This is a genomic window from Arthrobacter sp. 10T416 (genome assembly GCF_056394165.1).
Window position 1 is genome coordinate 16730 of record NZ_JBFTHI010000002.1, and the last position, 17040, is coordinate 33769.

Genomic DNA, 17040 nt, shown 5'->3' on the forward strand with positions numbered 1-17040 from the left:
AGGCTGGGGCGGTGACGAACGAGCGCGAGCAGGACCGGGCCTGGGCCGATGAGGCTATCCGCCGGATCAATGCGGAGAACAACAGGTCGGCCGACACCCATCTCTACTCGGTGCCGCTGCCCGAGCACTGGGGTGTCCAGCTGTACCTCAAGGACGAATCGACGCACCGCACCGGGAGCCTCAAACACCGGCTGGCCCGGTCCCTGTTCCTGTTCGGGCTGGTCAACGGCTGGATCCGCGAGGGCACCACCATCGTCGAGGCCTCAAGCGGAAGCACCGCCGTCTCCGAAGCGTATTTCGCCCAGCTGCTGGGACTGCCGTTCATTGCCGTTATGACCCGGACCACCAGCCGCGAAAAGATCGCCCTGATCGAGCAGTTCGGCGGTACTTGCCACCTTGTGGACCATGCCTCCGAGGTGTACGCGGCCGCCGAGGAGCTCGCCCGCAGCACCGGCGGCCACTACATGGACCAGTTCACCTACGCCGAGCGCGCCACCGACTGGCGGGGCAACAACAACATCGCGGAATCCATCTTCGGCCAGCTCGCCCTGGAGGAACACCCGGTCCCGCGTTGGATCGTCGTGGGAGCCGGCACCGGAGGGACCAGTGCCACGATTGGCCGCTACTTGCGCTACCAGCGCCACCACACGTCACTCGCCGTCGTCGATCCCGAGAACTCGGCTTTCTTCCCGGGCTGGCTAGCCAGCCGGGACGGCGGCACCACGATGGACGCCACCGGGCTGCCGTCCCGGATCGAGGGGATCGGGCGGCCGCGCCTGGAGCCGAGCTTTGTTCCGGCTGTCATCGACCACATGATCCAGGTGCCCGATGCCGCCTCGGTCGCCGCGATGCGCCACCTGCGCCGGCACGCCGGGCTCCACGCGGGCCCGTCCACCGGAACCAATCTCTGGGGCGTGTGGCAGCTGATCGCGGAGATGGTCGCCGAGGGCCGCCGGGGCAGCGTGGTGTCGTTGATGTGCGACGGCGGCGACCGCTACTCGGGCAATTACTGCAACCCGGACTGGCTGCAGGCGCAGGGCCTGGACCCGGCCCCATATGAGGCCGTTATCGAGGAATTCTTCGCGACCGGTGCCTGGCCCGCATAGGGAGCGGGGCCCCGGAGGGTTAGACCTCCGCTGACTCGCCGCTGGAAAGGTGCCGGTATTCGGTGCCGTACCTGGCACCGATCCGGGTGACATGGTTCTCCACAAGCCCCCGCCCGAGGTCGTTCAGCAGCGCGTCGTGGACCGGGAAGGCTCGCGGAGCACGGACGCCGATGACAAAATCGACCACCTCGCCGATCTTGTTCCAGGGCGCGTGGATCGGAACCAGCAGCGTCTGGACGTCGATCCCGTCCGGAATCGCGAAGGAATCCCCGGGGTGGTAGACGTTGGAATCCACCAGGTAGCCGACGTTGGCCACCACCGGGATCTGCGGATGGATGAGCGCATGCTGGCCGCCAAAGCTCCGGACGTCGAAGCCGGCCGCCTCGAACGCCTCATCCGCGGCGACGGTGTGGATCCGCCCGGCTGCGGCCGACGCTTTCTCCCGCAGCCCCGAGGCCACGCCGTCGGGGGCATAGAGCTCTAGCTCCGGGTTGGCCAGCAGGGCGCCGGTAACGGCGTCGACGTCGATGTGGTCCGCGTGCTCGTGGGTGATGAGCACGGCCGACGCGCCGTCCAGCGCCTCCGCCGTCTCAGAGAACGTGCCCGGATCCAGTACCAGGACGCGCCCTTCCTTCTCGAGGCGGACGCAGGCATGGGTGAATTTGGTCAGCTTCATCCGGCCAGCCTATGGCGCGGTCCGAGGCGGTGTCCACGGGACCCGGCTGGTAATCTGGGAGCCTGCCCACCCCGCAGTACCACCCCCAGCGAAGCGAGTTTCCCCATGTCCCAGGGCGCCACCACCGGCGGCAGCCAGGCACCGGCCCGCGCCGCTGCCGGAACCACGGAACACGCCGCAGGCAAGGACCAGGGCCGGGAACAGGGCAAGGAACAGCGCGTCACCAAGCAGCGGCTGGCCGTCAGCGCCGCCCTGGACGAGCTGGCCGACTTCGTCAGCACGCAGGAGCTGCACCGCATCCTCCAGGAACAAGGCACCTCCGTCTCGCTGGCCACGGCCTACCGGATCCTGCAGTCGCTCGCCGATGACGGCCTGGTGGACGTGCTGCGGAACGCCGACGGCGAGGTGGTGTACCGTCGGTGCGCCGTGACCGGCCACCACCATCACCTGCTGTGCCGGAACTGCGGCAAGGCCGTCGAGGTCGAGGCACCCGCGGTTGAGGCGTGGGCCGCGCGGATTGCCAGCGAGCACGGCTACTCCGCCGTCGAGCACACCGTGGAAATTTTTGGGCTGTGCCCCGAGTGCACGGTTCTCCTGGCTACGGAAAAGAAGCCCCAGCCTTAGCCCTGCTTGAACCGGATCTGGCCGGCGTCGCTGGTAAGCACGAGCTCCGTGGAATCCAGCTGGTACACCATTGGTGCCTTGAAGAAGGCGCTCGTCCAGCCCCGGTGTTCCGCGTCCGCACCCACACAGCCGTCCGCCGACTCCGCCGTACGCGCCGGGTCGGGCACTATCCCGAAATCATCGACCGTCGCAGGGACATTGAGTACGCCACACGGCATCCGGACCACCAGGACCATCGTTCCGTTCATCGTGTCGAAGCCCAGGTGCAGCGGCGCAGACGTCAGCCAGTACATGTTGTGGCCGCGGGCGTAGCCCCACGTCGAGGTGAACTTCCGGCAGGTCAGGGCCGCGGCTCCCTGCAAGGGCGCAGGGGCCACCCCGGCGGCTGCAGAACGCGGGCAGGCCGCGGGCGGCCGGCCAAGCGTCGTTGGGGTGACGACCGGCTGCGGCGGCGGACTGGTCTCACCCGGCAGGATTTTGGGGTTGGAGCCCGGCCCGTAGGGCTTGGCCCCGAGGCTTGCGGAGCCGGTCGGCCGGTCCTTGGCCTCCCCCAGCTGCAGGGTCCAGCGCCCGTCACGCCACGCGATCCCGAAGTGGACCGCAGCGCCGCGGCCATCCCGCATGGCCGTGACGTTGGCCGCCGACGGGAAATCACTGCTGATATCCAGCTGCCAGGACCCCGGCGTCCAGCCCCGGGTGGCGTCGACCAGCTGCTGGGCTTCGGGCCGCGTATTGGTTAGGGCCGGGCCCACCAGCGCCTGGACGCGTTCCACGGAGCCGGACGCCGCCGCCGTCACAACGCTGCGGGCGAAGTCTTCCCGGAGGGACAGATCCGGCTGCGGCGGCTCCTCCAGGCAGGCCGAAACGGACGTCAGCAACAGCAGCAACAGCGCAACGGCCCGCAGGCGCCGCAGCAGCGGCATTCCTGCCCGATTCCCCCGGTCATCCCCCATGCGTGCATCGTACTGCCACCGGTCAATCCAGGGCCGCACCTCCGGAGTGAACTAGGCCGCAGACGGCACCGGACGTACCAGGCGCCCGCTGTTGCCGCGTTTGTCCCGGATGCCGCCGATTACCCGGCACACCACGTAGATCAGGAAGGATAGCGTGGTGACGTAGGGGCTGATCGGAAGGCGTCCGCCGAGCGCCAACAGGATCCCGCCCACAGTTGCCGTCACCGCGAAGACCACGCTCAGGACCACCACCAGGCGCGGCGAAGAACTGACCCGCAGGGCCGCGGCGGCCGGGGTAATTAGCAGGGCCAGTACCAGCAGGGCGCCCACAATCTGGATGGACAACGCCACGCTCACACCGAGCAGCAGCATAAACCCCAGCGCCAGCCCCCGCACCGGAACGCCGCGTGCTGCGGCCACCCGGGGGTCCACACTCGCGAAAGTCAGCGGCCGCCAGATGGCGATCAGGGCCAGCATCACCACAACGGCGGCGACCGCCAGGACCTGCAGCTGTACGGTGCCGACGGACACGATCTGGCCGGTCAAAAGACCGAACTTGTTCGCCGCGCGGCCTTCATAGAGGGACAGGAACAAGATGCCAAGGCCCAGGCCGAACGGCATCAGGACCCCGATGGTGGAGTTCTTGTCCCGCGCCCGGACGCCCATCAGTCCCAGCAGCAGGGCTGCTACCACCGACCCCGCGAGCGAGCCCAATACGACGTCGGCGCCCACCAGCAGCGCAAAAGCGGCCCCGGCGAAGGACAACTCGGAAATGCCGTGCACGGCAAAGGCGAGGTCGCGCTTCATAACGAAGGTCCCGACGAGGCCGCCGAGCAGGCCCAGCACCGCGCCGGCCCAGATGGAGTTCTGCACCAGGGCGAGGAGCTCGCCGTAGTTCTCGAAGTTGAAGATGGAGTGAATCACGCTGTCCAGGTCCACTAGCCAGCCTCCCCGGCGATCGCGTGCGCGTCCTCGTGGTGGTGCGTGGTGGCATCCGGAAGGCCCACCACGATCATCCGGCCGTTGGCGTGGACCACTTCCACGCGGCTGCCATACAGGTCGGACAGGACTTCGGTGGTCATGACTTCCTCCGGGGTGCCGAGCCGGAACCGGCCGCCGGCCAGGTACAGGACGCGGTCCACGTAGTCCATGATCGGGTTGATCTCGTGGGTGACGAAAATGACCGCGCTGTGGTGCTCGTGGCATTGCTTGTTGATCAGCGCGCTGACGGCCTGCTGGTGGTGCAGGTCCAGGGACAGGAGCGGCTCGTCGCACAGCAACACGCGCGGCTCGGTGGCGAGGGCCTGCGCCACACGCAAACGCTGTTGTTCGCCGCCGGAGAGCTTGCCGACGGGAACCTTGGCGTAGTCCTGGGCGCCCACTTCGGCCAGCAGGTTTTCCACCCTGCGGCGGACCGTGGCCCCGCCCAGCCTGATGCCCCACCGGTGCCCGTCGACGCCCAGGCCCACGAGGTCTCGGGCCCGGAGCGGGGTGTCCGGATCGAAGGATTCCTGCTGGGGCACGTACCCGATCCGGCGGCTCCCCCGGGCAATGGGCTGGCCCTCCAGGACCGCCGTGCCGGAGCTCAGTTCCTGCAGTCCCAGCATGACCTTGAGGAACGTGGTCTTGCCGCTGCCGTTCGGGCCCAGGACGGCGAGGAATTCGCCCGGGTTGATGTCGAGGTCGAGGTTCTCCCAGAGAGTCCGGTCGCCGAACTTAAGGGACGCTCCGCGAAGGCTCACTACGGGTGTCAACTGGATTTTCCTCGATTTCTGCAGGGCCGGACGGCCACGCCGTTGCGATTATCTTAGGCGGGGCTAGCCCCGGGCGAGTGCCTTGGCCAGGCTGTCCACGTTGGCCGACATCCACTGCAGGTAGCTTTGGCCCTCCGGCAGCGTCTCGCTGAATTCCACCACGGGGACCCCTGCCGCCACCGCCGCGTCCTTAAGGGCGCGGGTTTGCGGTCCCTCAGTCTGCGGGTTGTAGGCCAGCAGCCGGATGCCACCGGACTTCACGACGTCGACGGCGGACCGCAGGATGGCGGGCGGCACATCCGAACCTGATTCGATGGCAGAGGTGTAGGCGCCCGGTGTCCGGTTTTCCAGCCCCGCGGCCTCCAGCATGTACAGCGGAACAGGTTCCGTGACTGCGACGCCGCCGTGCCTGGCCGAGGCCTTCAGCTCTGACAACCGGGTCTCCAGCCCGCCCAGGCTCTTCTTCAGGGCCGCCGCGTTGGTGCGGAAGTCGGCGGCCTTGGACGGTTCAAGGCCGCCGAGTTTCTCTGCCAGCACATCGGCCAGCCGCGTCATGGCGGCCGGGCTGTACCAGACGTGTTCGTTGAAACCCGAGGGCGAGTGGTCGTGTCCGTCCGCGTCCGGCGCTGCCGCCGCCGACGCTGACGACGCCGGATTCAGCCCCGAGGCCTCGACGACGTTGACCAGGTCCGCTCCGCCCAGGCCCGTGTCGTCGGCCAGTTTGTGCAGGAAGTCGTCATAGCCCCCGCCGTTCTCCACCACCAGTTCGGCTTTGGAGACGGCCAGCTTGTCCTGTGTTGTGGCCTCGTAGGAATGCGGGTCCTGGCTGGTCCGGTTGATGATGGACGTGACCCGGACGTTGTCGCCGCCCACAGCGTGGACCAGGTCTCCGTACACGCTGGTGGAGGCGACCACGTCAACCACGCCGTCGCCGGCGCCTGCCCGGTCACCGCCCGACGTCGGCCCGCAGGCGGTCAGCAGGAGACTGCCGACACCGGCAAGGAGGATAGCGGCGGCGGAACGGCGCACAGAAGGACCTCGGATCTGTTATTGAGAAGCGTTAGCAATACAGCCAGCCTACCCCTAAATAGGAATCATTCCTATTTAGGGGCAGGCCGTGTTGGCTGAGCCGCTAGTCCTGGCCGAGCCTGCGGTACCCGGTGGCCTGCGTGGCGTCGCGGATCTCACCGACCAGCTGCTCGATCACATCCTCGAGGAACAGCACTCCCTGGGTGTGCCCGTCCGGACCGATCACGCGCGCCAGGTGCGAACCGGTGCGCTGCATCACGGACATTGCCTTCTCGATCTCGTCCTCCATGGCCAGGTTGGCCAGGGACCGGATACGGCTTTCGGCAATCGGGTGCTGGTACCCGGCCTCCGGGATGGACAGGACGTCCTTGATGTGGAGGTAGCCCGAGAGCATGCCCTCGTCGTCGAGCATGGGGAAGCGGGAGAACCCGGTGCGGCTGACCGCCTTCTCAAACTCCTCCGGCGTCGTGGCGTCCTTGAGCATCACGAGCTTTTCCAGCGGGACCATAATCTGGGAGGCCGTGTATTCAGAGAACTCGAGGGCGCCGGTAATCAGTCCGGCGTCGTCGTCCACCAGGCCGTGCCGGGTGGATTCCTGCACGATCGACTGGACCTCTTCCAGCGTGAACGAGGACGTGACCTCGTCCTTGGGCTCAATCCGCATGAGCCTCAGGATGTGGTTCGCGGACCAGTTCAGGGCCACGATAACCGGCTTGACCGCCCTGGCGATGAACATCAGCGGCGGGGCCAGCAGCAGCGCCGCTTTGTCCGCCACGGACACCGAGATGTTCTTCGGAACCATTTCGCCGAAGGTCACATGCAGGAACGTGACCGCCAGCAACGCGATGGCGAAGGCCACGACGTCGGCCATTTCGGTCGGGACACCGGCTGCCTCCAGCGGGACGGCCAGCAGATGGTGGATGGCGGGCTCGGCCACCTGCAGGATCAGCAGCGAGCAGACGGTGATGCCCAACTGCGCGCAGGCGAGCATCAGCGAGACGTTTTCCATGGCCTTAAGCGTGGTCTGTGCCCGCTTGGACCCGGACTCGGCGAGGGGCTCGATCTGGCTGCGGCGGGCCGACATTACGGCGAATTCGGCCGCGACGAAGAAAGCGTTGCCCACCAGCAGCACGGCGAGCCAGAGAATTCCCAGCCAGTCGCTCATGCGGCACCGGCCTTTCCGGCAGCGTCGATCCGCCCGTTGTGGTCACCGTGAGCTTCGTGCTCCGCGGGTGCCGGCTTGAAGCAGATCCGGTCGATCCGGCGCCCGTCCATGCGGGTGACACTGAGCTTCCCGCCGACGACGTCCACCGTGTCCCCCACGGCCGCAATGCGGCCGAGTTGGCTCATGACGTAGCCGCCGACAGTTTCGTACGCAGCCTCATCCGGAACCGTCAGGCCCGGTATCTGCTCGGAGAGTTCGTCGGGCCGCAGCAGGCCGGGGAAGTACCAGTCCCCCGAGGCGCTCTGCAGCAGCCCGGGCCGGACCTTGTCGTGCTCGTCGGCCACTTCCCCGACAATTTCTTCCACGAGATCCTCGAGGGTGGCGATTCCGGCGGTTCCGCCGTACTCGTCCAGGACGACGGCGAGCTGCAGGTTGCCCTCGCGCAGTTCGGCGAGCAGTCCGTCCAGGTGGATGGTTTCGGGGACGCGGAGCACCTCGGTCATGATGGCGCCGGCCTCCAGGTTGGCGCGCCGGTCCACCGGAACGGCGATGGCCTTCTTGACGTGCACCACACCCCGGATGTCGTCCGAGGACTCCCCGATGACGGGAAAGCGCGAGTATCCGGTGCGCTTGGCCGCCTCCACAATGTCCGAGACGGGCTGGTGCCCGTCGATGGTCTCCACCCGGATCCGGGGCGTCATCACGTCGGCGGCGGTCCGTCCGGAGAACTTCAGGGTCCGGGAGATGAAGTTGGCGGTGCGCTCGTCCAGCGTTCCCATGGCGGCGGAGCGGCGCACCAGGGAAGCGAGCTCAGCGGGCGTGCGGGCCCCCGAGATCTCTTCCTTGGCCTCGAGGCCAAAGACGTTGAGGACCTTGTTGGAGAAGCCGTTGAGCACCACGATGGCCGGCTTGAAGATGGCAGTGAAGACCAGTTGCGGGCGGGCCAGGGCTTTGCCGACCCGGAACGACAGGGCGATCGCCATGTTCTTCGGGACGAGTTCGCCGATCAGCATGGAGAGCAGCGTGGCCAGCGCCATGGCCAGCACCAGGGAGACCGACGTCGAGGCGGCCTCCGGCAGGCCCAGGGCTGTCAGCGGGCCTTCCAGCAGCTTGCCGACCGACGGTTCCATCACGTAGCCGGTCAGCAGCGTGGTGAGGGTGATGCCGAGCTGGCAGCTGGAGAGCTGCGTGGAGAGGGATTTGAGGCATTTGAGCAGCGGCGCGGCGGCGGTGTCGCCGTTGTCCACGGCGCGCTGGACGGTCGCCTGGTCAAGGGCGACCAGGGAGAACTCGACGGCGACGAAGAAGCCGGTGCCGAGAATGAGGAGCACTCCGGCTCCAAGCAGTAGCCACTCCATTTAGCGGCCCGCTTCGGAGCGTAAGGATGCCTGCCGGGGGAAACGTCCCGGCGGAGGATGGTCAGCCGGGGCCGAGGCTGTTTCCTGTAGGGCACTGTGTCCGCGTAGAGATGGCCGATGGGCGGCGGAGGAGTGATGGGCGCGTGAACGGGGTTTGCCGGCTCTGTGGGTGGACTGCGCGGGAACGTATGAGGTTCCTCGCTGACAGCCCCCAGGCCGGCACCTAGATTTACTGTCCATAAGGATTTCAGTCTACAGGAGCAGCAACGGCGGGCCTCCGCCGTGACGCCCGGCGCCGTAACGTCCGGCACGCTGCGGGGGTCACCAGCTTTGCGGGACCGGGCGGCCTTCCTCGTAGCCGGCCGCGGACTGGATGCCGGCCACAGCCCGCTCCCGGAACGCTTCCAGATCGGCGGCGCCCGCGTAGCTCATGGAACTGCGCAGCCCGGCGGTGATCATGTCCAGCAGGTCCTCGACGCCGGGGCGTGCGGAGTCGAGGTACATCCGGGACGTTGAAATCCCTTCCTCAAAGAGAGCCTTACGGTCCTTTTCAAAGGCACCTTCGCGCTGGTTGCGGTTTTGCACCGCACGGGCCGAGGCCATACCGAAGCTCTCCTTGTACTGCCGCCCGCTGGCGTCCTGCTGCAGGTCCCCCGGGCTTTCGTGGGTACCGGCGAACCAAGAGCCGATCATGACCTGGCTTGCCCCGGCCGCGAGGGCGAGGGCCACGTCGCGGGGGTAACGGACGCCGCCGTCGGCCCAGACCCGTCCGCCCGCGGCACGGGCAGCGGCCGAGCATTCCAGGACGGCGGAGAACTGCGGCCGGCCGACGGCGGTCATCATCCGGGTAGTGCACATGGCACCGGGCCCGACCCCGACCTTGACGATGTCCGCACCGGCCCGGATCAGCTCGCGGGTGGCATCGGCGGTGACCACGTTCCCTGCCACAACCGGCACGGCCGGATCCAGGCCCCGCACGGCGGCCAGGGCATCGAACATCTTCTGCTGGTGGCCGTGGGCGGTGTCCAGCACCAGGACATTGACCCCGGCGGCGAGCAGCTCAGCGGCCCGGCCGGCGACGTCGCCGTTGATGCCGACGGCGGCCGCCACCTTGAGGGCGCCGGCGCCGTCCAGGGACGGACGGTAGAGGGTTGAGCGGAGGGCACCTTTACGGGTCAGGACGCCGGCGAGGACTCCGGCCTGCTGCACCGGGGCGAAGTCAGTCCCCGCGGCGTCCATGGCATCGAAGGCCCGGCGGAGCGAGGCAGCGGCGGCGGCAGCGTCCGCACCGGCGTCGAACTCGGCCGCGTCGAGCACCAGCGGCTGGTGGCGCATCACCGAGGCAAGCGAGGCGAAGCGGTCCTGGCCTTCGAAGTCGGCTGCGCGGACCACCCCGGCCACGGCCCCGGCGTCGTCCACCACCACCACCGCACCGTGCGGACGCTTGCCCATCAGGTGCAGGGCATCGATCACCGTGTTGGAGGACTTCAAGCTGACCGGGGTTTCAAAGACCGTGTGGCGGGCCTTGACCCAGGCGGTGACATTGCGCAGAACCTCCAGCGGGACGTCCTGCGGCAGGACGGCCAGGCCGCCGCGGCGGGCCATCGTCTCAGCCATCCGCTTCCCGGTCACCGCCGTCATGTTCGCGACCACCAGCGGGATGGTGGAACCCGTTCCGTCGTCGGCCGAGAGATCCACGTCCAGCCGGGAGGTGACGTCCGAGCGGGACGGCACCAGGAAGATGTCCGAGTAGGTCAGGTCGGTGGTCGGCTCACTCAAAAAACGCACGGCTGCTCCTTCAGGAAGGGTCTCAGTGCGATTCTAGGTGACCCCGGGCAACGGGCCCGACCCGGGCCGCGTGACGGGTCCCGCGGGCCCGGCCGGACGCCTTTGCGGCTCATGAATGATTTGAGTCACCCTTATTGGCGGTTTGGCCGGAATCGTCACTAGACTGGCAAAGGTCTGGGTTCACTGGACGCGGAGAACTGGTTCGATTGACGTGCTGCGGCACCGTGGAAACCAGCGGGAATCAAACTCATGGAAGAGGCGTATTTCAAGTGCCAGAGCAGCCTAGCCACCGTCTACCCGAGGAATTTGGCGGAAACGAGTGGCTCGTTGACGAACTGTACGAGCGGTACCAGCAGGACAAGAACACGGTGGACGCCAAGTGGTGGCCGCTCTTCGAATCCTTCGATGCCAGCGACGGTTCCTCGACCAACGGCGCCTCGGCAGCGGCCGTCGCCAACCCCTCCACCCGTGAGCTTCCSGTCGTAGCCCAGGCCCCGGCAACGCAGGCCGCCGCGCCCGCGGCTCCGGCCGCCGCTGCTGCACCGGCCGCCCCGGCACCCGCCGCGGCCCCGGCTCCTGCAGCCGCCCCCGCACCGGCCGCCGCCCAGAAGGCACCGGCCACGGTTGCCCGCGACGGTTCCAAGACCGCCGAACCCGGCGCCGGCACGCAGCCGATCCCGGCCCAGCTCCCCAAGAACGTCAAGGCCCCCACGGCGCCGGAGGAAGACGTCGTCTCCGTCCTCCGCGGGCCGGCCAAGGCCATCGCCGCGAACATGGTGACCAGCCTGGAGGTGCCTACCGCGACCAGCGTCCGGGCCATCCCCGCCAAGCTGCTGATCGACAACCGCGTCGTCATCAACTCCAACCTTGCCCGCGCCCGCGGCGGGAAGGTCTCCTTCACGCACCTCATCGGCTACGCCGTGATCCGGGCCCTGGCCCAGTTCCCCTCGATGAACGTCTACTACGACGTCGTTGACGGCAAGCCGGTCGCCGTGCAGCCCGCGCACGTGAACTTCGGCATCGCCATCGACATGCCCAAGCCGGACGGCACCCGCCTGCTGATGGTCCCGAACATCAAGAAGGCGGAGACGCTCAACTTCTCCGAGTTCTGGCACACCTACGAGGACCTGATCAAGCGCGCCCGCAACGGCAAGCTGACGGCCGATGACCACTCCGGCACCACCGTCTCGCTGACCAACCCGGGCGGCATCGGGACCGTGCACTCGGTTCCCCGCCTGTCCAAGGGGCAGGCAGCGATCATCGGCGTCGGTGCCCTTGATTACCCGGCAGAGTTCCAGGGCGCCAGCGAGAAGATCATCGCGCACAACGCCATCAGCAAGGTCCTGACGCTGACCTCCACCTATGACCACCGCGTCATCCAGGGTGCCGGCAGCGGCGAGTTCCTGAAGCTTGTGCACCAGCTCCTCCTCGGTGCGCAGAACTTCTACGACGAGATCTTCGAATCCCTGCGCATCCCCTACGAGCCCGTGCGCTGGAGCCCGGACCTGCAGGTTGACCCGGCCGACGAGATCAACAAGGTCGCCCGGATCCAGCAGCTGATCCACTCCTACCGCGTCCGCGGCCACCTGATGGCGGACACCGACCCGCTCGAGTACGTCCAGCGCAAGCACCCGGACCTCGACGTCCTGACCTACGGCCTGACCCTGTGGGACCTGGACCGCGAGTGGCCCACCGGCGGCTTCGGCGGCAAGCCGATGCTGAAGTTCCGCGACATCCTTGGCGTCCTCCGGGATGCCTACTGCCGCACCACCGGCATTGAATACATGCACATCCAGGACCCGGCCGAGCGCAAATGGTTCCAGGACCAGCTGGAGCACCCCTACTCCAAGCCGAGCCGTGACGAACAGCTCCGCATCGTCTCCAAGCTCAACGCCGCCGAGGCATTCGAGACGTTCCTGCAGACCAAGTTCGTCGGGCAGAAGCGCTTCTCGCTTGAGGGCGGCGAGTCGCTGATCCCGCTGCTGGACGCCATCATTTCCGACGCGGCCGACGACGAGCTCGACGAGGTAGCGATCGGCATGGCCCACCGCGGCCGCCTGAACGTGCTCACCAACATCGCCGGCAAGACCTACGCCCAGGTCTTCCGCGAATTCGAGGGCACCCAGGACCCGCGCTCCGTGCAGGGCTCCGGCGACGTGAAGTACCACCTCGGCACCGAAGGCACCTTCACCTCGGACAACGGCAAGGAGACCAAGGTCTACCTCGCCGCCAACCCGTCCCACCTCGAAGCCGTGGACTCCGTCCTTGAAGGCATCGTCCGCGCCAAGCAGGACCGCCTGGACCAGGGCGAAGCGTTCCCCGTGCTGCCGATCATGGTGCACGGCGACGCGGCGTTCGCCGGCCAGGGCGTCGTGGCGGAAACGCTGAACCTGTCTCAGCTGCGCGGCTACCGCACCGGCGGCACCATCCACGTGGTGGTCAACAACCAGGTGGGCTTCACCACCGCGCCGTCCTCCTCACGCTCCTCGACCTACTCCACGGACGTCGCCAAGATGATCCAGGCGCCGGTGTTCCACGTGAACGGCGACGACCCGGAGGCCGTGGTCCGCATCGGACAGCTCGCCTACGAGTTCCGCCAGCGGTTCCACAAGGACGTTGTCATCGACATGGTCTGCTACCGCCGCCGCGGCCACAACGAGGGCGACGATCCCTCGATGACGCAGCCGCTGATGTACAACCTGATCGAGGCCAAGCGCTCGGTCCGCAAACTGTACACCGAGTCGCTGATCGGCCGCGGGGACATCACCGAGGAAGAAGCGGAGCAGCTGCTCCGCGACTACCAGGAACGCCTCGAGCGGGTCTTCGCCGAAACGCACGCCGCGCAGACCTCCCCGATTCCGATCATCACCGCCGATTCCGCCGCGGTGTCCGATCTGGAACGGCCCTCCGCCCAGCAGTCCGACTCGGGGATCAGCGCCCCGGAATCCACCGCGATCTCCGCCGAGACGCTGGCCCGGATCGGCAAGGCACACGTGAACTTCCCCGAGGGCTTCACGGTCCACGCGAAGCTCAAGCAGCTGCTGGAGAAGCGCGAGCAGATGTCCCGCGAGGGCGGCATTGACTGGGGCTTCGGCGAACTCGCCGCCTTCGGCTCGCTCAGCATGGAGGGCATCCCGGTCCGGCTCGCCGGCCAGGACTCCCGCCGCGGCACCTTCGTGCAGCGCCACGCCGTGTTCCACGACCGCGTCAACGGCGACGAGTGGATGCCGCTGTCCCAGCTCTCCGACGACCAGGCCAAGCTGTGGATCTACGATTCCCTGCTGTCCGAATACGCGGCCATGGGCTTCGAGTACGGCTACTCCGTCGAGCGCCCGGACGCCCTGGTGCTGTGGGAAGCGCAGTTCGGTGACTTCGTCAACGGCGCGCAGACCATCATCGACGAGTTCATCTCCTCGGCCGAGCAGAAATGGGGCCAGCGCTCCTCGCTGGTACTGATGCTGCCGCACGGCTACGAGGGCCAGGGCCCGGACCACTCCTCCGCCCGGATCGAACGCTTCCTGCAGATGTGCGCCGAGGAGAACATGATCGTGGCCAACCCCACGACCCCGGCCTCGCACTTCCACCTGCTCCGCCGCCAGGCATACAGCAGGCCCCGCAAGCCGCTGATCATCTTCACCCCGAAGCAGCTCCTGCGCCTCAAGGCAGCGGCGTCCTCGGTGGAAGACTTCACCACCGGCGCCTTCCGCCCGGTCATCCCCGAGCACGAGCAGCTGCAGGCGGACGCCGTCGAACGGGTACTGCTGGTCTCCGGCCGGCTGTATTACGACCTCCTGTCCACCCGGCAGAAGACCGGCGACACCACGACGGCGATCATCCGGGTCGAGCAGCTCTACCCGCTGCCCGCTGCGGACATCGCCGCCGAGCTCGCCAAGTACCCGAACGCCGACGTCGTCTGGGCGCAGGACGAGCCGGCGAACCAGGGTCCGTGGCCGTTCATCGGCCTGAACCTGCCGGACGCCCTCGACCGCCGCGTGCGACTCGTTTCCCGGCCCGCCTCGGCATCCACCGCGGCAGGATCGATGAAGCGCCACGCAGCCGAGCAGGACGCCCTGCTCAAGCAGGCATTCGCACGTAAGTAAACCCAGGCTGCCCGGCCGGAAGTGGAACCCCACGACTCCGGCCGGGCAGTTTCGTTTAATGCAGCCGCCGGGCACGGACCACAGCCGGCACCTGCACAGGGAATGATGAGGTAGTCGTGGAAGATCGGAAGCTGCGGATCGCGGCCGTAGGAGACGAACTGCTGGCCGGACTGGGCGACCCCCGGGCGCTGGGCTGGCTGGGACGGGTGCTCGCCCGCACCCCGGATGACGGGTTGACGCTCGAAAGCTATTCGCTGCCCTGCCCCCAGGAGGGCACGGACGGCCTGGCGGAGCGCTGGCTCGACGAGGCCGGACGGCGCTTCGGCCCGCAGCACGAGAACCGCCTGGTCATCGGGTTGTCCGGCCGCGACATCGAATTCGGGCTCTCCACCGCGCGCAGCCGGCTTAACCTCGCCAACATCCTCGACTCGGCGTCGCAGAACAAGATCGAGGTCTTTGTCGTCGGGCCGCCGCCGACACTTGACCCGATCCAGAACCGCCGGCTCGGGGAGCTGAACACCGCTTTCGCCGACGTCACGACGCGCCGCAAGCACCTGTACGTGGACACCTTCTCCCCGCTGCTCAGCCATGAGCAGTGGCGCCAGGACCTCGCGGCCAACGGCGGAACCCCCGGCCAGGCCGGATACGGACTGATGGCCTGGCTGGTACTGCACCGCGGCTGGTTCCAGTGGCTGGGCATCGACGCCCCGGAGTAGGCCCGCCATAATTCTGTCGCGATATATCTTGACCGCGCCCAAAGCGCGATATATCGTGTTTCCATAGTCGCGATATATCGCAAGCAACGAGGCTCGCCAGATCGCACCCGTCCGCATCCGGAGGAAGCATGGAACAGAATTCCTGGACCGTAACAGGTCCCCAGACGATCGACGTCGACGGCGTCCGCTCGCTCAAACTCGGCATCGTCCGCGGCCGCTTTGACATCGTCACCCACGAGGAGGCGGTGGCGCGCATCGAGGTCTCGGAGGTCGACGGCGATCCGCTGGCGGTCAGCCTCACCGACGGCCGGCTTGAGGTGCGCCACCAGCTCCACGGCGCGCAGGGCTGGTTCAAGAACCTCATGGGCACGGTGAACAACAACTCAAGCAACTCCGTGGTCATCAGCATCGCCCTTCCGGCCGGCGTCGACGTCGAGGCGGGCACGGTCAGCGGCGACGGGATGGTCTCCGGCCTCACCGGACACACGCGGCTGAACACGGTCTCCGGGTCCGTCTTGGCCGACGGCACCCAGGGCGAACTGGGTGTCAGCACCGTCAGCGGTGAGGTGATCGCCCGCAACCACAACGGCGTCCTGACTGCCAAGAGCGTCTCCGGCGAGGTCACGGCCTCCGGCGAGTTCAGCAACATCCGCGCCAACACGGTCAGCGGAGACCTCAGCTTCGACCTGCACGGGTTCACGCAGGACTTCGGCGCCAACTCCGTCTCCGGCGACGTCACCATCCGGCTCCCGCACGACGTCGGGGTGGACATCATCGCGAAGTCGGCCAGCGGCGCTGTGGTCATTGACGACCAGCGGTACATGCAGCCCGGAGGAACCCTGCAGACCATCGCCGGGCCCGACGCGAAGCTGATGCTGGTGCGCACCAACTCGGTCTCCGGCAAGACCTCGATCTTCCACAGCCAGCCGGGCACGGACACCGAAGCGGGACTCTGATGCCCCCGGTCTTCGCCCACGGCGCCCTGCGGCTGTACCTGCTGGCACTGCTGGAATCCGGCCCCAAACACGGCTACGAGCTGATCAAGGCCCTCAGCGACCGCTTCGGCGGCACCTACTCCCCCAGTGCCGGAACCATCTACCCGCGGCTCGCCAAGCTGGAGGACGAAGGGCTCGTGGCCACCCACACCGAAGGCCGGCGCACCAACTACAGCATCACCGCTGCCGGCCTGGTGGAACTGGACCGGCGGCGCGGGGAGCTGGCCACGGTGGAGGACGACATTTCCGCCTCCGTCCGGCGCCTCGCGGACAAGCTGCGCCAGGACATCCGGGTCAACATGCAGGGGCTCCGCGCGGACCTGGCAGCCACGGCGGAAGCCGCCCGCTCCACCGCCCGCAACGCCGCGTCCCCCGCCACGGCGCGTTACTCCAAGGAAAGCGACGGCAGGCTGAGGGAGGCCGAAATGCTGGTGCAGTCCTTCCGGGACGATATCCGGGTGGAACTGCGCCGGCATGCCGGCGCCAAGCCCGTCACCCCCGTCACCCTGGAGACCGTCAAGACGGTCCTCGACCAGGCCCGGATTTCCATCCGGAACTCACTGGGCGATTGAGCCGGCCCTACCCCTGTCTCGGTTCGCGGCGGCCCCGCTGATGTGGGAGACTTGAGGGCAGCTCTTTTGAGTACCAAGATTAAGGAGGCCAGCTATGAGCAAGCGTGCACGTAAACGTCGTGACCGTAAGCGTGGCGGCGCGAACCACGGTAAGCGCCCCAACACCTAAGCCACGGCTAGGATAGACAGCTTTAAGCAGAAGAC

Annotated in this window: 15 protein-coding genes; 7 read left to right on the plus strand and 8 right to left on the minus strand. The window is 67.7% G+C overall.

The annotated features are described in order from the left end of the window. The first annotated feature begins 11 nt into the window (after positions 1-11). Complete coding sequence (locus AC1DBE_RS04015) at positions 12-1106, plus strand: PLP-dependent cysteine synthase family protein (protein WP_476969686.1); 1095 nt, start codon at positions 12-14, stop codon at positions 1104-1106. Between the two features lie 19 nt (positions 1107-1125). Here AC1DBE_RS04015 and AC1DBE_RS04020 read toward each other — a convergent pair whose 3' ends face one another. Further along, positions 1126-1782, minus strand: coding sequence for an MBL fold metallo-hydrolase (locus AC1DBE_RS04020; protein WP_476969687.1), 657 nt, complete (start codon positions 1780-1782; stop codon positions 1126-1128). A gap of 105 nt (positions 1783-1887) precedes the next feature. On the opposite strand from AC1DBE_RS04020, the gene AC1DBE_RS04025 reads away from it, so the two are divergent. Continuing rightward, on the plus strand, positions 1888-2406 hold the full coding sequence (locus AC1DBE_RS04025) for a Fur family transcriptional regulator (RefSeq protein ID WP_476969688.1): 519 nt from the start codon (positions 1888-1890) through the stop codon (positions 2404-2406). On the opposite strand, the gene AC1DBE_RS04030 is transcribed toward AC1DBE_RS04025, so the two are convergent. The 7 genes from AC1DBE_RS04030 to AC1DBE_RS04060 all read right to left on the minus strand — a co-directional run bounded on the left by AC1DBE_RS04030 (position 2403) and on the right by AC1DBE_RS04060 (position 10453). After that, positions 2403-3359 carry a hypothetical protein gene (locus tag AC1DBE_RS04030; RefSeq protein WP_476969689.1) on the minus strand — a complete coding sequence of 319 codons (957 nt, stop codon included), beginning with the start codon at positions 3357-3359 and terminating at the stop codon, positions 2403-2405. The two genes, AC1DBE_RS04025 and AC1DBE_RS04030, sit on opposite strands and share 4 nt — an antisense overlap. A 51-nt stretch (positions 3360-3410) precedes the next feature. Continuing rightward, on the minus strand, positions 3411-4298 hold the full coding sequence (locus tag AC1DBE_RS04035) for a metal ABC transporter permease (protein WP_476969690.1): 888 nt from the start codon (positions 4296-4298) through the stop codon (positions 3411-3413). Continuing rightward, positions 4298-5101, minus strand: a complete 804-nt coding sequence (locus AC1DBE_RS04040; protein ID WP_476969691.1) for a metal ABC transporter ATP-binding protein — start codon at positions 5099-5101, stop codon at positions 4298-4300. Before AC1DBE_RS04040 ends, AC1DBE_RS04035 begins: the two co-directional genes overlap by 1 nt. A 75-nt stretch (positions 5102-5176) precedes the next feature. Further along, entirely contained in the window at positions 5177-6142 is a 966-nt protein-coding gene (locus AC1DBE_RS04045) for a metal ABC transporter solute-binding protein, Zn/Mn family (protein WP_476969692.1), read from the minus strand. A 103-nt stretch (positions 6143-6245) separates the two neighbouring features. After that, positions 6246-7307 carry a hemolysin family protein gene (locus tag AC1DBE_RS04050; RefSeq protein ID WP_476969693.1) on the minus strand — a complete coding sequence of 354 codons (1062 nt, stop codon included), beginning with the start codon at positions 7305-7307 and terminating at the stop codon, positions 6246-6248. Then, positions 7304-8665 carry a hemolysin family protein gene (locus AC1DBE_RS04055; protein ID WP_476877731.1) on the minus strand — a complete coding sequence of 454 codons (1362 nt, stop codon included), beginning with the start codon at positions 8663-8665 and terminating at the stop codon, positions 7304-7306. The genes AC1DBE_RS04050 and AC1DBE_RS04055 overlap by 4 nt, the downstream gene beginning before the upstream one ends. Positions 8666-8986: 321 nt before the next feature. After that, a complete protein-coding gene (locus AC1DBE_RS04060; protein WP_476969694.1) occupies positions 8987-10453 on the minus strand; it encodes a GuaB1 family IMP dehydrogenase-related protein in 1467 nt (488 codons plus the stop codon). A gap of 269 nt (positions 10454-10722) precedes the next feature. Between AC1DBE_RS04060 and AC1DBE_RS04065 the strand changes: the two genes are divergently transcribed. The 5 genes from AC1DBE_RS04065 to AC1DBE_RS04085 all read left to right on the plus strand — a co-directional run bounded on the left by AC1DBE_RS04065 (position 10723) and on the right by AC1DBE_RS04085 (position 17005). Continuing rightward, complete coding sequence (locus tag AC1DBE_RS04065) at positions 10723-14553, plus strand: multifunctional oxoglutarate decarboxylase/oxoglutarate dehydrogenase thiamine pyrophosphate-binding subunit/dihydrolipoyllysine-residue succinyltransferase subunit (protein WP_476969695.1); 3831 nt, start codon at positions 10723-10725, stop codon at positions 14551-14553. A 116-nt stretch (positions 14554-14669) separates the two neighbouring features. Beyond that, complete coding sequence (locus tag AC1DBE_RS04070) at positions 14670-15269, plus strand: GDSL-type esterase/lipase family protein (RefSeq protein ID WP_476969696.1); 600 nt, start codon at positions 14670-14672, stop codon at positions 15267-15269. 128 nt (positions 15270-15397) lie between these two features. Continuing rightward, positions 15398-16225 carry a DUF4097 family beta strand repeat-containing protein gene (locus tag AC1DBE_RS04075; RefSeq protein WP_476903023.1) on the plus strand — a complete coding sequence of 276 codons (828 nt, stop codon included), beginning with the start codon at positions 15398-15400 and terminating at the stop codon, positions 16223-16225. After that, positions 16225-16836, plus strand: a complete 612-nt coding sequence (locus AC1DBE_RS04080; RefSeq protein ID WP_476877726.1) for a PadR family transcriptional regulator — start codon at positions 16225-16227, stop codon at positions 16834-16836. Before AC1DBE_RS04075 ends, AC1DBE_RS04080 begins: the two co-directional genes overlap by 1 nt. Before the next feature lie 94 nt (positions 16837-16930). Further along, positions 16931-17005 (plus strand): 50S ribosomal protein bL37, encoded by a 75-nt coding sequence (locus tag AC1DBE_RS04085; RefSeq protein WP_369299106.1) that lies wholly within the window; start codon positions 16931-16933, stop codon positions 17003-17005. Positions 17006-17040: the final 35 nt, after the last annotated feature.

Excerpts from the sequence above, each read along its gene's own strand:
- AC1DBE_RS04020 (WP_476969687.1), bottom strand. The coding sequence starts at position 1,782 with ATGAAGCTGACCAAATTCACCCATGCCTGCGTCCGCCTCGAGAAGGAA.
- AC1DBE_RS04025 (WP_476969688.1), top strand. The coding sequence starts at position 1,888 with ATGTCCCAGGGCGCCACCACCGGCGGCAGCCAGGCACCGGCCCGCGCC.
- AC1DBE_RS04030 (WP_476969689.1), bottom strand. The coding sequence starts at position 3,359 with ATGGGGGATGACCGGGGGAATCGGGCAGGAATGCCGCTGCTGCGGCGC.
- AC1DBE_RS04050 (WP_476969693.1), bottom strand. The coding sequence starts at position 7,307 with ATGAGCGACTGGCTGGGAATTCTCTGGCTCGCCGTGCTGCTGGTGGGC.
- AC1DBE_RS04055 (WP_476877731.1), bottom strand. The coding sequence starts at position 8,665 with ATGGAGTGGCTACTGCTTGGAGCCGGAGTGCTCCTCATTCTCGGCACC.
- AC1DBE_RS04075 (WP_476903023.1), top strand. The coding sequence starts at position 15,398 with ATGGAACAGAATTCCTGGACCGTAACAGGTCCCCAGACGATCGACGTC.
- AC1DBE_RS04080 (WP_476877726.1), top strand. The coding sequence starts at position 16,225 with ATGCCCCCGGTCTTCGCCCACGGCGCCCTGCGGCTGTACCTGCTGGCA.